We start from the raw sequence: 15,418 nt of genomic DNA on the forward strand, positions 1-15,418 counted from the left end.
AATTCTGCGAGCGCGTCGAGACCCTGATTTCGACAAGCTGAATCACCGTGCCGGCGGCCCGCCGGCGTAGCCTGTAGCCATGACCGTCGACGATGCCGGCACCGCCCCGGACAGCCGCACCACCCACCAGGTCCTCAACCAGCCGCCGCCGCGCGTGGACATCAACGAGTTCGCCGCGAACATCCCGCTCATGGACTATCTCGTCACCATTGGCGAGGCCGGCGCAGGGGCAACGGAAGAGCTGGAACGGGCGGGCGCCGTCGTCGGCTCCGCGCAGTTCCAGGAGGACGCGCGGCTGGCGCACAAATACCCGCCCGTCCTGCACACCCACAGCAAATACGGGCAGCGCATCGACGAGGTGGAATACCATCCGTCGTACCACCGGATCCTCGGGCAGGCGGTGGCGGCGGGTGCGCACACATCTGCGTGGTCGGAGCCGGGGGCCGGCGCGAATGCCCGGCGGTCGGCGGCGTTCATGCTCTTTGCGCAGGTGGAGCCGGGCCATGCGTGCCCCGTCTCGATGAGCCATGCCGCCGTCGAGCCGCTGCGGCTGACCCCGGAGCTGGCGGGGGAGTGGCTGCCACGGCTGTATTCGCGCGAGTATTCGCCCGAACTGGCCACGGGCAAATCCGGCGCGTTGTTCGGGATGGCGATGACGGAGAAGCAGGGCGGCTCGGACGTGCGCGCCAACACCACCCGCGCCGTGCCCTTTGAGGACCACCACCTGCTGACGGGCCACAAATGGTTCTGTTCCGCCCCCATGTCCGACGCCTTTCTGGTCCTTGCCCAAGACGACGCCGGCCTTGGCTGTTTCCTGGTGCCTCGCCTCATCCCGGGCGGGGTTTCGGCAGGCCCGACCGCCGGGGAACGCAATCCGTTCCTGATCCAGCGGCTGAAGGACAAGGCGGGCAACCGCTCCAATGCCTCGGGCGAGGTGGAATTCGCGCACACGCACGGCTGGCGCATCGGCGAACCGGGCAGGGGCGTGCGGGCCATCATGGGCATGGTGGCCCAGACGCGGCTGGACTGCGTGCTCGGCAGCGCGGCCGGCATGCGCCAGTCCGTGGCCGAGGCCGCATGGCATGTCCGGCACCGCCGCGCCTTTGGTGCCCGCTTGGTCGACCAGCCGGCCATGGCCAACGTCCTCGCCGACCTGGCCCTGGAGGCGGAAGCGGCCACCGCCGTCGGCATGCGCCTCTCCCGCGCCTTTGACGACGACGCCGGCCCCGCCGAACGAGCCTTCCGCCGCCTGGCCACCGCTGTCAGTAAGTACTGGGTGTGCAAGCGCGGGCCGAACCACGCGTACGAGGCCATGGAATGCCTGGGCGGCAACGGCTACATTGAGGACTTCCCGCTGGCCATGCGCTACCGGGAGCAGCCGGTCATGGCCATCTGGGAAGGGACCGGGAATGTCATTGCCCTGGATGTCCTGCGGGCCATGGGCACCGAGCCGGAATCGGTTGAGGCGTTCTTTGCCGAGCTCCGGGCGGCCTCTGGGGCCGACGAGCTGTTCGACGCCTTCGTTGCGGGGTTGAAGGAGGCGGTCTCCCCGGTCCGGGCGGCGCCGGCGGACTTTGCCGGCTCGGCGCGGACGCTGGTGGAGAAGATGGCCCTGGCGCTTCAGGCATCGCTGCTGATCCGCTACGCGCCGCCGGCGGTGGCCGACGCGTTTGTCGTCTCCCGGCTGGGACCGGACCGCTGCTTCAACTACGGCAATCTCCCGGCGTCGTCCGACTTCGCGGGAATCCTGGCGCGGGCGTAACGCCCGGCATCGGTCGTACAGCCCTGGTGGCGTGGCCGGCGCTCCGGTGGTGATTGCCGGGTCGGAAGTAGACTGGTGGAAAGTCACCGGGAGGCTCCATGTCGTTGAAGCGAGTGCTTGTTGCCGTCGGATTTGTCCTGGCCCTGGTGGCCGTCGCCGTTTACAGCTACTTCGACCAGGACGGCCTGAGCGCCGCGATTGCGGTCATGACGTCAATGTTTGCGCTCGCCGTGGTTTCCGGCATCGTCATCCGCTTGATCAAGGCGAAGCGCGGCACCAAGTTCCGAACTGCGTTTTCGCCGGTGGGTGACGCCGCCGACGTGTACCAGTCCTTCCTGCTGGGCCGCGACTCCATGAGGCAAAGCATTGACAAGGCGCTGCGGGACGACGAAACCGACAGATTCACCGGCGGCCCCTGACCGGAGCCCCGGTGAACAGGGAACGACATGGTGAGTGACGCGTCACGCCCGACACCGCCAAAAGTAGCTGGATTTGGCCGATTTATTCCACGCGGTCGATGAACGCGAGGTAAAGAGTGACGCACCTCTCATTAAATACTGGCATTCCGCACAGAGGTATGTATACTTGGACCTAGTTGTAGTGTTGCGTTTTTTGTAGTTGAAGCGATGCCATCCTTCGGGACGACGTCGCTTTTCTGGAGAAGCGGACTTACACCGTAAAATCGGAGGCCCGAAGGTCGGGCGGAATCTCCAACTTCAGAAGGAAATAGAAATAATGGCAACAGGTACCGTCAAGTGGTTCAACGCTGAAAAGGGCTTCGGCTTCATCTCTCCCGATGACCAGAGCCAGGACGTTTTCGCGCACTACTCTGCAATCAACTCCTCGGGCTACCGCTCCCTCGAAGAGAACCAGAAGGTCTCTTTCGATGTTGAGCAGGGTCCCAAGGGTCCTCAGGCTGTCAACATCCAGGCTCTCTAATTTCTAAAGTAACCGTGCGGGCAACCGCGCAATCTCTTTAGTCCATAGGGCTGGAGCGAATAGGGTCCGGAATTTCCGGGCCCTATTCGTCGTTGAGCCGCCAATCAATGCCCCCCGTTTCTCCCCGCCTTTCTTGGACGACGGCGGACCGTGCGTCCCGCTGTCGTCCTCCCTCGGCGCTTCTCACCGCCGTCCGCAGTTCCATGTGGCACCATGGAAGACGATGAATACCAAAGCGGCCCGGGGCCAACGCGACGGACTTCCCATGCCGCTCGGTCTGCAGGGGGCCTTCGAGGCTGCCCAGGTCTTTGTCATCTCGGCCCTGGTCATCGTTGTTCCGCTGGCCGCCGTGTGGTTTTCCGGCGGCTTCGCCGAAAAGGACATGTCCGTCATTGCCCGGCTTGCCGGCAAGTTCTGGCTGGTCATGCACGGCGTTCCGCTGGAGCTGAGCGTCACCACGGGGCCCAGCTCCGCCTCCGTGCAGAACGGAACCTTCGACCTGCTGCCCATGGGCCTGGTGCTTATCCCGTTCTTCCTGTCCTGGCGCGCCGGCCGCAGGCTGGCCCGGGCGTCCTACACCGACCAGCTCTGGCAGCCGCTGCTGGGCTCCGTGCTGGTGTACGCCGCCGCCGGACTGGCGACAGGCTTTGTCTGCAACAGCCCCGGATCCGAGGCGCCGCTGCTCGCCAGCATGCTGCTTCCGATTATTCCCGCCGGGCTCGGCCTCGTGGTGGGCGCCCGGCGCGAGGCGGGTTCATGGGGGCGTTTGATCGGCGTCAACGCGGCGGACTGGATAGCCAAGACCAGCCAGGACCAGCGCTGGGCCGGGTCCTACGTGTGGGCCGTGGCACGCTCCGGGTTTGTGGCGCTGGTGTCCGCGCTGGCCGCCGCCTCGCTGCTGCTGGCCATCAACCTCATAGTCCGCTGGGCCGACATCGTCAGCGTCTATCAGGGCATGCGGGCCGGGGGGATCGGCGGCGCGGCCCTGACGCTTGGCCAGCTGGGCTTCATGCCCAACCTGGCCGCGTGGTCGCTGGCCTGGTCCAGCGGCGCCGGCTTCAACCTGGGGGCGGGATCCGCCGTCACGCCGCTGGGAACCGCGGTGGCTCCCGTCCCGCCGGTCCCGCTGCTGGCCGCCCTGCCCACCGGCGCCCTGGTCTGGGGCTTTGCCGCCCTCGCCATCCCCGTGGCCGCCGGGATGCTGGCCGGATGGTGGTTTGTCCGGGCCGGGGAAGATCATTTCGACGAATGGCTGTCGTTGAAGGTCCGTCAGCGCTGGCTCTCGCTGCCCGGATCCACGCTGTTCCTGGGCCTGGCCGTCGGCCTCGTGGCGGCCGTGCTGGCCTGCGTCCTGTTTTGGCTCTCCAGCGGCTCGGTCGGCCTAGGCCGCCTCACCGAGGTGGGGCCCAGCCCGTTCACAGCGGCGCTCTGGCTGGGCGCGGAGGTGGGCGCCGGCGTCGTACTGGGCTCCCTGGCCGGACCGTGGCTGGAAGCGGCCCGGTCCGCCGCGCCGCAGCTCTCGCGCCGCCAATAGCCAGCGAATAGGCCAGTTCCGCGGGTTCCCCTAAAATTGGGCCCATGCGCATAGTTGTTTTAGTTTCCGGGACAGGGTCCAACTTGCAGGCCGTCATCGACGCCGTCGCTGCGGGCGAGCTGCCCGTGGAGATCGCCGCGGTGGGTTCCGACCGCCCGGACACTTACGGCATTGAGCGCTCCTCCGCCGCAGGCCTCGAGACGTTCGTGGTGAACTTCAAGGACTACGCCGCCCGCGCCGACTGGGACGCCGCCCTGCTGGACGCGGTCGCCGCCTATGAACCCGACTATGTGGTTTCCAGCGGTTTCATGCGCATCGTGGCACCGGGCTTCATCAGCGCGTTCGAGGGCCGCTACATCAACACCCACCCGGCCCTGCTTCCCGCCTTCCCCGGCGCCCACGGGGTCCGCGACGCGCTGGCGTACGGCGTCAAGGTCACCGGCTGCACCGTCCACTTTGCCGACGCCGGCGTGGACACCGGCCCCATCATTGCCCAGACGCCGGTGACCGTCCTGGAGGGCGACACCGAGGAAACGCTGCACGGCCGCATCAAGGAGGCCGAGCGCGCACTGCTCATCCAGGTCCTGGGGGAGCTGGCCCGCCCCTGACCCCCGGTCTGTGTTGCAGCTGTTGGACGGATTTGCCCGTGTCATGTCTCGGACCTCTGTAGACAGTTCATGTCTCGCACCTGTGTTGACAGTTGATGTCTCATTGTTGTGTAGACACTTCCGGTCTGAGTAGTGGCCAGACCGGAAGTGTCTCACTTCTTTTTAGACGGTTTCTGGTTCGGGCTGTTCGGTCGTAGTTGTTGTTTTGACTGGCCTGATTTTACGTTTCCGCACGGCGCCGGCGGGGTCTGCCGCGATGCCGGAGGGTTTGCCGTTGCCTACGTATGGGGTGCCTTTGGGTGGGATGGGGTGGCTGATAATTTCTGAGCCAAGGCTGTCGAAGAACATGATGTCGGTGTCGTCGTGAATGATGTTCACGGTGGTGCCGATGTATTTCTTGCCCATCTTGAAATGCGTCCCCAAGACGGTGACATTGCCGTCTCGTCCGACACGACGCTGGCCGCTGAACCGCTCTGCCCCTACCGTGGGTTCTTCTGGTTCCGGCGGGCCGGGTGCCGGGGCCTTGGGTGTGGCGTTCCAGGCTTCCTGCGGTGTCATACCCGGCTTCAGGGCCTGGTGTTCACGTTCGGTGTTGTAGTACCGGTCGAAGGCATCGATCTGGGTTTGCAGGACCTCCAGCGTGGTGGCTGGTGGCTGCTGCTTCAGGTACCGGTGCAGGGTTTGATGGAACCGCTCGTTCTTGCCCTGGGTAGTGGGTTTGTAGGGTTTTCCGGTGATGGGTTCCACGCCCCGGGCCTTCAGGAATTCCACCAGTTCCCCGCGCCTGCCCAGCCGTGTCGGGTTAAGAGCCGCGCCGTTGTCACTGAGGAAGCGCTGGGGTACCCCGTGTCGGTCAATCGAGGTTGTCACGACCCTGATCGCGGCCTCGCTGGTTTCCCCGGAAGCAGCCAACGAGGCCAGGGCCAGCCGTGAATGGTCGTCGATGAGTTGGAAGATCGTGACCTTCGTCCCGCACGCCAGCACCCACTCGGTGGCGTCAATCTGCCAGCACGCATTCGGCTGCGGATAGACGAACCGGATATAGGCGCTGCGGGGCTTCTTCTTCGGCTCCGGCACCACGACGCCGGCACGGGTGAAGATCCTGGCCACAGTCGCCCTGGAGGGCGGTTGGAAGCCCTGTCGGCGCAACTTGGCGATCACTGAGAGCGGGCCGGCATCAAAGCCGGCCTTCTCCAACTCCTCGCGGGTTCCCAGCAGCAGATCGACCATGGAAGCGGGAGTGGTTTTCGGATGCCGCAACGCGATCGGAGGCCTCTTCTCCAACGCCTTGACCGGGCCGAGCGCTTGGGCTGCCGCCCGGACCTGGTAGAACCAGGCCCGGGAGACATTATGTTGTTTACAAAACGCGCTCACGGCACCGCGAGGAGCATCGGAAGGCCATGTAGCAACGAGATGACGGACTTTGATTGATGGTTGTGTTTTATGCACAATCCACAAGCAAAACCGACCAACTGTCTACAAGGCGATGAGACAGAGTGTCTACGAAGGTCCGAGACAAAACTGTCCAATAAGGTATGCGAGATCACAGGACGGATTTGCCCGAAAAATGGTGTTTTTCGTCGTGTCCTGCAACACAGAATCTTCCTAAGGCACGACGGCGGGCGGCGGCCCTTGGTTTTTGCCGTCCAGCAGGTGGGTGGAGACCTTGCCCAGCAGCCAGCCCAGCAACAGGGACGCGGCGAGGGCGACGACAACGGCGGCCGCCGACGCCAGCGAGTAACCCATGAACGCGCGCAAGCGGTAGCCGGCCACCGTCGCCGCAATAGGGGACGACAGCCTGCCCAGCGGGATGAAGCGGGAAGTCAGGATGAACATGTAGGTCCGCTCCCGGAGCCGCCGGGTCGCGGCGTCCACTGCCCGCTGGCGCGCGGGGCCGCGGCGGCTGCCCCAGCGCGTCGTGCCCACATCCTTTGTCAGGGCGTAGGTCGCGAGGTCGCCGGCCAGGGCACCGCCGATCATGGCGGCGACCAGGAGAAATGCGTTGGGGCCGCCGTCGAGCCCGGCCACGGCGCCGAGGGCCACAAAGACCGTGGTGCTGGGGATGGGCGGGATCAGGGCCGGGAACATGACTAAAACGGCGCCCACGGGGTACAGCCACAGGGTGCCCACGAGGTGGGAAGAAGAATCGGACGCCAGGTCCATGGGGCCTCCTGGCTGGTGATTCAGGTGTGCAAGTTCCTGCGGATCGGCACGGCGACGCCCCGGTCGGGGGTGCCGAGCCAGTTTACCGTGGCCAGGACCCTGACATGCAGGTGCGGTCCGGTCCGTGGCCAGGACCTACCTGCTCCATGGCGAGGACCAGCTGGCTGCCCAATGGCCAGGACCTACTTGCGACGGCGGCCCAGCAGCAGCGACGCCAGCGCCGTGGCGCCGGTGACCGTGTACACGGCAGGCCAGGCACCCATCTTCTTGGCCAGCGGATGGGACGCGCCAAACGCTGCGACGTAGGTGGCGGCCAGGGCGGCAGCGGTGCCGGAGCCGGCATTCTTCTTCCAGCCCAGGAACGCCGCCGCGCCGGCCGCGGCGAGGACTACGCCGCCCAACTGGCGGTTCTTGGTGGCGCGCGCGGTCTGGAAGCCGCCAATCAGGCCGGTGGTGGTGAAAATGGTGGGCAGCAGGGCGGTCATGGGTGGTCCTTAAAATCGGGAACAAGACGTCGGCATCAGGCTATCGGCTGAAAATGGACGGACCCTGAGCGCCGCGATCCACGCAAAAGCCCCCGCCCTTCGTTGAGGTTGGAGATAACGACGCCCGCTCGTTCCTCGCGGCGTCGTTATCTCCAACCTCAACGCGGGGAACGGTCGTTATCTCCAACCTCAACGGCCCGCGCGACGGCGGGGCGGGGTGGCTAGTGGAGCGCTGCACCCCTGGTTTCCGGGGCGGAGAACGCCATCCACGCCACGGCCAGCAGCACCAGCCCGCCGGTCAGCGCAAAGGTCAGCGGCAAGCCAACACCGGCCACAGCAGCGAGCCGCAAATGAGCGGGACCAGGCCGGCGCCCACGCGGGAAATCGTGGAGGGCCCGCCGAATCCCGTGGCGCGCAGGTGCGTCGGGTACAGCTCGGAAACATAGGTGTAAAGCACCGGGATGGCCACCTGGACGAGGAAGCCGATCGCGGTCATCGACGCCGTGGCCATGAACGCCTTGTTCTGTGCGTAGCCCGTGGCTACCAGGATCGAGGGCTTCCACGTCAACGCGCCCAGCAGCGCGGGCAGCACCAGGACCAGCATGAGGAGGCGGCAGTTTCCGAAGGACGCCATCAGCACCGCCGAGACCACGCCAAACAGCGAGGCTCCGACGGGCCACCACGCGTCCATGGCCGTCAGGACGCGGCCGCGGTGTTTGCGCGGCGTGAACTCGCCCACCAGCGCGTAGTCCACGGGAATGCAGCCGCCCAGGCCAAAGCCGGCCACGAAGCGGAACACGCAGAACGGCACGATGTCATGGGAAACGGCGCCCAGCACGGTGAACACGGAGAAGATCAGCAGGGTCAGGGTGAACGCCGTCTTGCGCCCGATCACGTCGGCGAGGGACCCCCACACGAAGGCGCCCACGGCCATGAGGAAGCCGTTGCGGGTCGCGTCCCAGACGTCGAACATGAAGCCGAGCCCGCCGATCAGGAAGATGCTGCCCTGCACCCGCCTCCGCCACGGCAGCTCCTGGACCACCGCGTCGCCGGTGATTGTTGCGGTGTTTGTGCCCGTGGCGCCTACCTCTGGTTAGTTAGAGTCATTTTTACCGGAATAGACGACGTCGGACACCGCCTTGCGCAGCGCCGTTGCGTCATCCCCGTCCCGGCTGGGGCTGACACGGTTGGTGAGCAGGGCGATGGTGACGCCGTTATCCCTGTCCGCCAGCAGTGACGTTCCCGTGAAGCCGCCGTGTCCGCGGGCGTCCCGTCCTGCCGCGCCCATCCACGGCTGCTGGTTGATGCGCAGGCCCAGGCCGTGGCCAAATCCGGGGTCGGCCGGGTTGAAGTGGCTGCCCAGCATGTCCGGGAGCTGGCTGCGCCACATGTCGGCGGCGAGGGCGGGGGAGAGGATTCCCGGCAGGCCGGTGCGGAGCGACTCGCCGAAGACGGCCAGTCCGGGCGCCGTGGCGAACATGCCGGCGTTTCCGCTGAGCCCGCCGAGCGACCATGCGGCCTCGTCATGCACAATGCCGCGGACCAGCCCGCGGCCCAGCGCGGCCTGGTCTTCGGTGGGCGCGCACCGCTCCGGGTCCGGGGTGCCGGCGATGCCGTCCGTGCCGAGTTTGGACAGCACGCGGTCGCGCACCAGGGCGGCCCACGGCCTGTCAGTTACGTGCTCGGCCAGCGCCATGGCGGTGTTGAAGCCGGCGCACGAATACGTGAACCTTGTGCCGGGTGCGGCCTCCAGCGGCGTGCCCAGGAGATCATCGACGAGCCGGCGCCGGTCAAAGGCGCGGCCGTCGGCCAGCGCACGTTCCCAGCCGCGCCACTCGGACGGCAGGCCCGAGGTGTGCGTCAGCAGCTGCCGCAGGGTCACCGTGGACTTGTCGCCGTGCGCGTAGGCGGGCAGGCATGTACCGACGGGCGCGTCCAGCTCCAACTCTCCGTCGCCGACGAGGGACAGCATCGTGACGGTGGTGAACAGCTTCGTCACCGAGGCCAGGTCAAAGCAGGTCCCCGGCGCGGCCGTGCCGGCCGTGACGGTGGGCAGCGCTTCCCCGTCAAGGACGACGGCGCAGCTCGCCGCGGGTGCCACCCCGTCCGTGACTGCCTGGTTGAGGAGGCGCCGTATTTCGTGGGTCACGTGTCCGTAAGGTGCAGGCATGGGCGGGCTCCGGCGTCGTGCGTTATCGGGTTCCGGTGGAGATCGCGGCCGGCAGGAAGCCTTGGCTTTGGTCCAGCAGCTCGGCGGCCCGGGCGGCGGGGAGGCCGGTCATGACCGCGAGGATGGCTGCCTTGACGTGGCCGCCGGCTGCTTCCAGGGCCGCGGCGGCGGTGGCCGCGTCGCAGCCCGTGGCGCGCATGAGGGTGCGTTCGCTGCGGGCGCGGAGCTTGGCGTTCGTGGCCCGCAGGTCCACCATGAAGTTCTTGTACGTCTTGCCGAGCCGGACCATGGTGATGGTGCTGACCATGTTCAGGACCAGTTTTTGGCAGGTGCCGGACTTCAGGCGGGTGGAGCCGGCGAGGACTTCCGGGCCCACCTCGATCTCCAGGGCGGTGTCCGCGGCGGCGCCGAGCGGGGAGTCTTCATTGCACGAAAAGCCCACCGTGTAGGCGCCACTGGCCTTGGCGGCCTTAACGGCGGCGATGACGTACGGGGTGCGGCCGGACGCGGCGATGCCGATCACGGAATCGTTGTTAGTGAGGAGCAGTGCGGCCATGTCCTGCTGCGCAGCTTCCGCGCTGTCCTCGGCATTTTCCACGGCCTGGCCGACGGCGGCGCTGCCGCCGGCGATGACACCAACCACCTGGGAGGGATCCGTGCCGAAGGTGGGCGGACACTCGCTGGCGTCCAGGATCCCGAGCCGGCCGGGGGTGCCGGCGCCCACGTAGATGAGGCGGCCGCCGTCGGACATCCTCCGGGCGATCTGGTCGATGATGGCGGCGATGGCGGGAAGCGCCCCTTCGATGGCCCGGGGAACGCGCGTATCTTCGCCGTTCATGGCCGTGGCCAGTTCCAAGGTCGTCAGCGCGGCGAGGTCGGGGTGCTCCGGGTTGGCGGATTCGGTCACGAGCAACTCGAGCTCGGACCGCAGATCATTCTCCGAAGGGGTCAAGGCTGGCCTTCCCATTTCATGATTGGCTGCGCCGCCGTTGGCGGTCATTTGCCCGGTCCTAACCAGTGTATTGCTCGCGATGGCCCACCCGCGTCGAGGCGTTGCCACGCTCATCGGGGGAGCGCATACTGAACCTGACCGCCATCCACGGCCCGGGCCCGCGGGGCAGGCCAGGCGATGGCGCGGCGGAGGGCAACCGACGCCGGTGGCCCCGGCCGGGCCGTGGCGGCTGGGCGCAGCGGTCGTGCGGCATGGTGGCGATGGGAGGCACCAGTGATGGAAGCGCCGGTTCGGGGACGCGGAATGATGGCCGAGACCATCGCTTGTGCGGTTGCGGCACTTGTCCTGCTGGGGTCGTGCGCCGGTGCTCCGCCGCAGCCGGCGCCGGGGGTTGCCGTGCCGGCGGGGACAGGGACGACCACCCCGGGCAGCGAACCGGCCCCCGCCTCTAATCCCGCAGGAGACCAGCCGACCGTCAACATTGCTGGGCCGCCGGAACCCGGTGCGCCGGGTGCAAACGCGGCCGGGCAGCTGGCGTGGGTGCCGCCGGGCCCCGCGGACCCGAATGACCCGCCGCCAGACGGCTGGTATGGGAATCTGGTGCTGAAGCAATGTGACAGCATGGCCGGCGGCGATGCGCTGGGGACCGCGGCGCGCGACCTCTGCACGGCCGTGACCACCGGGGAACAAAACGCATGGGACCAGGTGGATACCGACTATGCGGCGCTGCCACAACCTGACGGTTCCAGTTGTCTCGAAACGGCGGCCTATCAAGTGCTGGCGAATCTGGTGCAATATCACCGGGCTCATCCGGGTGCGAAGGTTGCCACCCAACCCGGCGCCAACACCGCCTGCCCGCTGGCATTGAGCGGCATCGTCGACGTGGCCCAGGATGCCACCGCCCTGAACCCGCATGTCCCCGCGGAGGGCGGCACCGTCCTGCGGCTCATGGGCCGTTTCCTGGCCGTCTCGGCCGTTCTCGTCAACGGGCAAAGCGTCGCGGCCACCAAGAATGCCGAGAACAACTACGATTTCGTGGCCCCGCCTTCCTCGGCGGCCGGACCGGTGACGGTTCAGGCCGTCGCGCCGGACGGGTCGGTGCTCACGGGCAGTGCTGAATACACCTACGACCCCGCCGAGGTCCCCGCGACACCCCCGACGACGACGGAACCGGAACCGCCTGCCTCGAACCCGGCGGATGCGCCCACCGAATCCGTCAGTCCATAGGCGTGTCCCATGGCCGAGTCGAGTCCGGTTGCCGAAACCCCGCCACTGGCCAAGGCACTGTCCCTGGTCGCCTCCTTCGGGCCGCCGATCGCCGTCGTCACGGCCCTGCTTGTGTACTTTGGATGGGCGCGCTCCGACGCGCAGTCCCGGGCGATGGGCCTGGATGTCAGTTTGTTCGGTTATACGCCCCAGGACTATGTCCTTCGGAGCATCCGCTCGCTGTTTCTGCCGCTGGTGCTGATCACGATTGTGGCGATTACCTGGCTCGCGGCAGACGTGTGGCTGACCGGTCACGCGCTCGCCGGGCGGCGCCGGGGAATGGTGCTGCGCACGGCCCTGGCAGCTGTTTATGGCGGGAGCGTGGCCGCCGGCGCGTGTCTGCTTGCCGCCGTCGTGCAGCCAGGACGTGGTGCGCTGTTTCTTCCCTATCTGGCGGCGGCAGGGGTGCTGGTCGCGGCGTGGGGTGTCCGCCTCCGCCGGCATGCCGCGGGGGAGCCACGCGCAGTGGCGTCCGGCACGGTGGAGCCCAGGACTGCGGCGGTGCACGAGGCGGCGGCGGAGCACGAGGCGGCGGCGGAGCCGCGGGCCGACGCCCTGCCGTCCCGCCGGTCCGCCACGTACCGGGCACTGGAGTCGGCATTGGTCTTCACCTTGGTGACGCTGCTGATGTTCTGGGGCACGGCGGACTTTGCCCAGGCAGTGGGACGGGGACTGGCCGTGCAGGTGGAACAAGGGGTCGGGTCGATGCCGCGGGTGACCCTGTACAGCAAGGCCAGGCTGGCAGTCGGGGCTCCCAATGTCACCGAAACAAGCCTGGGCACCAGTACCGCGCCGCTATACACCTATCGGGGGCTGCGGCTGTTGGTGGTCAGCGGCGGCCGGCTCTTCCTTTTGCACGATGGCTGGACGTTGCGGTCGGGAACCGTGGTGGTCCTGCCCGATGATGACACCATCCGGGTGGAGTTGGGGAACTGAGTGCCGGCCGGCTGGGAGGCCGGCCGGCCTTCCAGCGACGTGAAGAATGTGACGTGGACGATGTTCACGTCGGGGCCGGACGGGTGTAAGGATCTGCGGCCGCCAATCTGGGCCGGAACCGGTACCGTGGGGAGCACCTGCCCATGACGATAGCCGCCACCCGAGGTGCCACAGTGAAAAAGCCAGCACGTTCTCGTTTTTCCCGGGGGCAGCGCGCCGCCTTGCGCGTGCGGCGGCGGTACAGCGTGGCCGCAATGGCCGGCGTCGCCACCTATGTGGGCGTCGACGCCGTGTTGCAGCGGCTGCCGCCCCATTACAGCTTGATTCGCGACGCGGAGAGCAACCTGGCCGTGGGGCCGTTTGGCTGGATCATGAATTTGAACTTCATTGGACGGGCAGCCACGACCCTCTGCCTGGTGCGTGCCGTGCTCGGAACCGGGCCCGCATCCCCGCTCAGGACGACCGGTGCGGCGCTGCTGGGGCTCGGTGGAGCGTGCTCGGGCGTCCTGGCTTTCTTCCCCACCGACATTCCCGGCGTTGACGCACCGGCTGGCGGCGGCCCGGGCCATGGCCTGGCTGCCAGTGGCCCTGCCGCACCCGGCCGGGCAGCCACCACTCCCGGCCTGTCCGCGACAACCTGGGTCGGCGCGGTACACCTGGCGGTGACGGGCGTTGGATTTTTGGCGGCGTTCGCCGGCATCTTGGTGCTGACGGCATGGCTCCGGACGCGTCCGCGGCTGGCGCGGACTTCCGCGCTGGCCATGGGATTTTGCGCGCTGACAGCAAGCGGCCTGGGCGCCCTGGGCCTGGCGGGCAGATATTTCCCCGCATATCTGGGCCTGGCGGAGCGAATCGCGCTGGCCGGGATTCTGGGTTGGGCGTTTTCCGTGTCGGCCGGCCTCCGTGCCCTGCAGCCGGCGCCGGGCGGGCCCGCTACTCCCGTGAGTTCAGCAGGCGGACCACGGCTTCAGCACTGACGCGGCTGAAGCCGTGGCAGTGGATCGTGGTCAGGGCGGTGCCTGTGGCGGCCCCGCCCTCGGGAACCAGGCCGGCATTGATGCACAGTGCCTGCGGGGCCACTGCGGCTACCGCGGCCAGCGAGGCCTGCTGGTCGGGAGACGCCAGCGAATCGACCAGCACCAGGACCGTCTCGCCCTGTGATGCGGCCGCGGAAACCAGGTCAGAGAGATGCTCCGCGCTCAGCAGGGAAAGGTCCGGCACGCAGACGGGGTAGCCCTCCAGCAGCGCCGTGGCGAGAAAGTTGTCCGTTGGCCCCGCTGCCATGTTGTGTCCGGTGCGGGCATCGACCAGCGTGACCACGATGTCCGGTCCGGCAAGGGCCACGGGGCCGGCGCCGCGGTCCACGCGGCATGCCCGGGCTGCGGCCTCCACCCAGTCGACCTCCACCCAATCGACCTCCGCACGGCCGTCCGCCGCGCCGCGGTCGCCACCGCCATGGCCGTCGCGGGAAGCCCGCTGCGACCACTGCGAAAATGAAGCCACGCGCCCCGCCGCGGCGCGCAGGACGGTGAGGGGCAGGCGGCCGGAGGAAACGGCGTCGTATACGGCGTCAAACACCTCGGTGTAGCACGCCTCGTCGTCGCGGCCCGTCGTGTAGGCGTTCAGCGGATTGCCCACGCAGAGCAGGTCCGCCCCCGCCAGCAGGGCCAGGACGGCGCCTTCGCCCGGGCCCACGGTGGCGCGCACGGCCGCCATGTCCAGGGCATCGGTGACCAGCAGGCCCTCGAAACCCAGCTCCCGCAGCAGCGCCCCGGACCGCGGGTTCAGCGTGGCGGGGGCGCCGCCCAGCTCGGGGACGATGATGTGCGCGCTCATCACGGCGGCCACCCCGGCGTCGAACGCGGCCTGGAACGGCGGCAGGTGGTGCTCGCGCAGCTGCGCCAGGGTCAGGTCCACGCGCGCCACGTCCAGGTGCGAATCCGCCACGGTGTCCCCATGCCCGGGAAAGTGCTTGGCGCAGGCCCCGACGCCCGCCGATTGGATCCCGGCGACGGCGGCGGCGGTGTGCGCGCTGACCAGGGCTGTGGAGGAACCAAATGCGCGCACCCCGATCACGGGGTTGAGCGGGTTTGTGTTGACGTCGGCGACGGGCGCGATGGCCAGGTTCACGCCGGCCGCCCGGCAGAGGAGGCCGATCGCCCGGCCCGCGGCCGCCGTCAGCCCGGGGTCGTTGAGGGCGCCGAGCACTGCCGCGCCCGGGATCGTGGAACCGTCGCGGGACTGCAGGCGGGTCACGTTGCCGCCCTCCTCGTCCACGCCGACGACGGCGGACGGGTTGGCTTCGCGGATGGCGGCCGAGAGCACGGGGAGCTGCCCGGGGACGTCGGGATCGATGTTGTGGCTGAAATACACCACGCCGGCCAGCCCGTTGCGCAGGGCCCGGTCCAGCCAGGCGGGGACTTTGGTCCCCACGAAGCCGGGCCAGATGACGGAGTTGACCAGGCGGGCCAGGGCGGCGGGCCCGGCGGGTTCAGGCTGGACGGAGGGAGGCTGGACGGGGACAGGCGCGGGGAAGTGGTGCGGGTCACGGGTGGCCATGGCTGAAAGCCTACCGGGTGGTAGTGGCATAAACTCTAGACGTC

At 68.1% G+C, this 15,418-nt stretch carries 14 protein-coding genes and 1 pseudogene; 8 read left to right on the forward strand and 7 right to left on the reverse strand.

The features are described 5' to 3' along the window. Positions 1-79: 79 nt before the first annotated feature. The 5 genes from DMB86_RS06175 (at position 80) to purN (ending at position 4,843) form a co-directional block, all read left to right on the forward strand. The gene (locus tag DMB86_RS06175) at positions 80-1,762 is read left to right on the forward strand and encodes an acyl-CoA dehydrogenase family protein (RefSeq protein WP_113717012.1); all 1,683 of its coding nucleotides are present in this window, start codon (positions 80-82) and stop codon (positions 1,760-1,762) included. Positions 1,763-1,860: 98 nt separating this feature from the next. Next, the gene (locus DMB86_RS06180; RefSeq protein WP_129545481.1) at positions 1,861-2,181 is read left to right on the forward strand and encodes a hypothetical protein; all 321 of its coding nucleotides are present in this window, start codon (positions 1,861-1,863) and stop codon (positions 2,179-2,181) included. A 316-nt stretch (positions 2,182-2,497) separates the two neighbouring features. Then, positions 2,498-2,701 carry a cold-shock protein gene (locus DMB86_RS06185; RefSeq protein WP_113717014.1) on the forward strand — a complete coding sequence of 68 codons (204 nt, stop codon included), beginning with the start codon at positions 2,498-2,500 and terminating at the stop codon, positions 2,699-2,701. A 223-nt stretch (positions 2,702-2,924) separates the two neighbouring features. Beyond that, complete coding sequence (locus DMB86_RS06190) at positions 2,925-4,235, forward strand: cell division protein PerM (protein WP_113717015.1); 1,311 nt, start codon at positions 2,925-2,927, stop codon at positions 4,233-4,235. Positions 4,236-4,279: 44 nt separating this feature from the next. After that, entirely contained in the window at positions 4,280-4,843 is a 564-nt protein-coding gene (purN, locus tag DMB86_RS06195) for a phosphoribosylglycinamide formyltransferase (protein ID WP_113717016.1), read from the forward strand. Positions 4,844-5,005: 162 nt separating this feature from the next. Here the strand turns inward: purN and DMB86_RS06200 are convergent, their stop codons facing one another. The 6 genes and pseudogenes from DMB86_RS06200 to murQ all read right to left on the reverse strand — a co-directional run bounded on the left by DMB86_RS06200 (position 5,006) and on the right by murQ (position 10,661). Continuing rightward, on the reverse strand, positions 5,006-6,217 hold the full coding sequence (locus DMB86_RS06200; protein ID WP_227878454.1) for an integrase core domain-containing protein: 1,212 nt from the start codon (positions 6,215-6,217) through the stop codon (positions 5,006-5,008). Positions 6,218-6,448: 231 nt separating this feature from the next. Next, positions 6,449-7,006 carry a DedA family protein gene (locus DMB86_RS06205; RefSeq protein ID WP_113717017.1) on the reverse strand — a complete coding sequence of 186 codons (558 nt, stop codon included), beginning with the start codon at positions 7,004-7,006 and terminating at the stop codon, positions 6,449-6,451. Positions 7,007-7,188: 182 nt separating this feature from the next. After that, positions 7,189-7,491, reverse strand: coding sequence for a hypothetical protein (locus DMB86_RS06210; protein WP_113717018.1), 303 nt, complete (start codon positions 7,489-7,491; stop codon positions 7,189-7,191). A gap of 221 nt (positions 7,492-7,712) precedes the next feature. Further along, a pseudogene (locus DMB86_RS06215) lies at positions 7,713-8,548 on the reverse strand (MFS transporter). Positions 8,549-8,584: 36 nt separating this feature from the next. Continuing rightward, positions 8,585-9,661: a serine hydrolase domain-containing protein gene (locus DMB86_RS06220; RefSeq protein WP_113717019.1), complete on the reverse strand. Its 1,077-nt coding sequence runs from the start codon at positions 9,659-9,661 to the stop codon at positions 8,585-8,587. A 22-nt stretch (positions 9,662-9,683) separates the two neighbouring features. After that, entirely contained in the window at positions 9,684-10,661 is a 978-nt protein-coding gene (gene murQ, locus DMB86_RS06225; protein WP_227878626.1) for an N-acetylmuramic acid 6-phosphate etherase, read from the reverse strand. A 552-nt stretch (positions 10,662-11,213) separates the two neighbouring features. Between murQ and DMB86_RS06230 the strand changes: the two genes are divergently transcribed. The 3 genes from DMB86_RS06230 (at position 11,214) to DMB86_RS06245 (ending at position 13,792) form a co-directional block, all read left to right on the forward strand. Next, positions 11,214-11,840 carry a hypothetical protein gene (locus tag DMB86_RS06230; RefSeq protein WP_171814394.1) on the forward strand — a complete coding sequence of 209 codons (627 nt, stop codon included), beginning with the start codon at positions 11,214-11,216 and terminating at the stop codon, positions 11,838-11,840. A gap of 9 nt (positions 11,841-11,849) precedes the next feature. Further along, entirely contained in the window at positions 11,850-12,815 is a 966-nt protein-coding gene (locus DMB86_RS20525; RefSeq protein ID WP_171814395.1) for a hypothetical protein, read from the forward strand. Positions 12,816-13,069: 254 nt separating this feature from the next. Continuing rightward, the gene (locus DMB86_RS06245) at positions 13,070-13,792 is read left to right on the forward strand and encodes a DUF998 domain-containing protein (protein ID WP_227878713.1); all 723 of its coding nucleotides are present in this window, start codon (positions 13,070-13,072) and stop codon (positions 13,790-13,792) included. On the opposite strand, the gene DMB86_RS06250 is transcribed toward DMB86_RS06245, so the two are convergent. Continuing rightward, positions 13,749-15,374, reverse strand: a complete 1,626-nt coding sequence (locus DMB86_RS06250; protein ID WP_113717024.1) for a glycoside hydrolase family 3 protein — start codon at positions 15,372-15,374, stop codon at positions 13,749-13,751. The genes DMB86_RS06245 and DMB86_RS06250 overlap by 44 nt on opposite strands. Positions 15,375-15,418: the final 44 nt, after the last annotated feature.

The organism is Arthrobacter dokdonellae (assembly GCF_003268655.1).
GTDB classification, from domain to species: domain Bacteria; phylum Actinomycetota; class Actinomycetes; order Actinomycetales; family Micrococcaceae; genus Specibacter; species Specibacter dokdonellae.

What these genes read in the sequence shown, in the direction of transcription:
- DMB86_RS06185 (WP_113717014.1), top strand. Translation starts at nt 2,498, where the DNA reads ATGGCAACAGGTACCGTCAAGTGGTTCAACGCTGAAAAGGGCTTCGGC.
- purN (WP_113717016.1), top strand. Translation starts at nt 4,280, where the DNA reads ATGCGCATAGTTGTTTTAGTTTCCGGGACAGGGTCCAACTTGCAGGCC.
- DMB86_RS06210 (WP_113717018.1), bottom strand. Translation starts at nt 7,491, where the DNA reads ATGACCGCCCTGCTGCCCACCATTTTCACCACCACCGGCCTGATTGGC.
- DMB86_RS06190 (WP_113717015.1), top strand. Translation starts at nt 2,925, where the DNA reads ATGAATACCAAAGCGGCCCGGGGCCAACGCGACGGACTTCCCATGCCG.
- DMB86_RS06175 (WP_113717012.1), top strand. Translation starts at nt 80, where the DNA reads ATGACCGTCGACGATGCCGGCACCGCCCCGGACAGCCGCACCACCCAC.
- DMB86_RS20525 (WP_171814395.1), top strand. Translation starts at nt 11,850, where the DNA reads ATGGCCGAGTCGAGTCCGGTTGCCGAAACCCCGCCACTGGCCAAGGCA.
- DMB86_RS06250 (WP_113717024.1), bottom strand. Translation starts at nt 15,374, where the DNA reads ATGGCCACCCGTGACCCGCACCACTTCCCCGCGCCTGTCCCCGTCCAG.
- DMB86_RS06220 (WP_113717019.1), bottom strand. Translation starts at nt 9,661, where the DNA reads ATGCCTGCACCTTACGGACACGTGACCCACGAAATACGGCGCCTCCTC.
- DMB86_RS06245 (WP_227878713.1), top strand. Translation starts at nt 13,070, where the DNA reads ATGGCCGGCGTCGCCACCTATGTGGGCGTCGACGCCGTGTTGCAGCGG.
- DMB86_RS06205 (WP_113717017.1), bottom strand. Translation starts at nt 7,006, where the DNA reads ATGGACCTGGCGTCCGATTCTTCTTCCCACCTCGTGGGCACCCTGTGG.
- murQ (WP_227878626.1), bottom strand. Translation starts at nt 10,661, where the DNA reads ATGACCGCCAACGGCGGCGCAGCCAATCATGAAATGGGAAGGCCAGCC.
- DMB86_RS06180 (WP_129545481.1), top strand. Translation starts at nt 1,861, where the DNA reads ATGTCGTTGAAGCGAGTGCTTGTTGCCGTCGGATTTGTCCTGGCCCTG.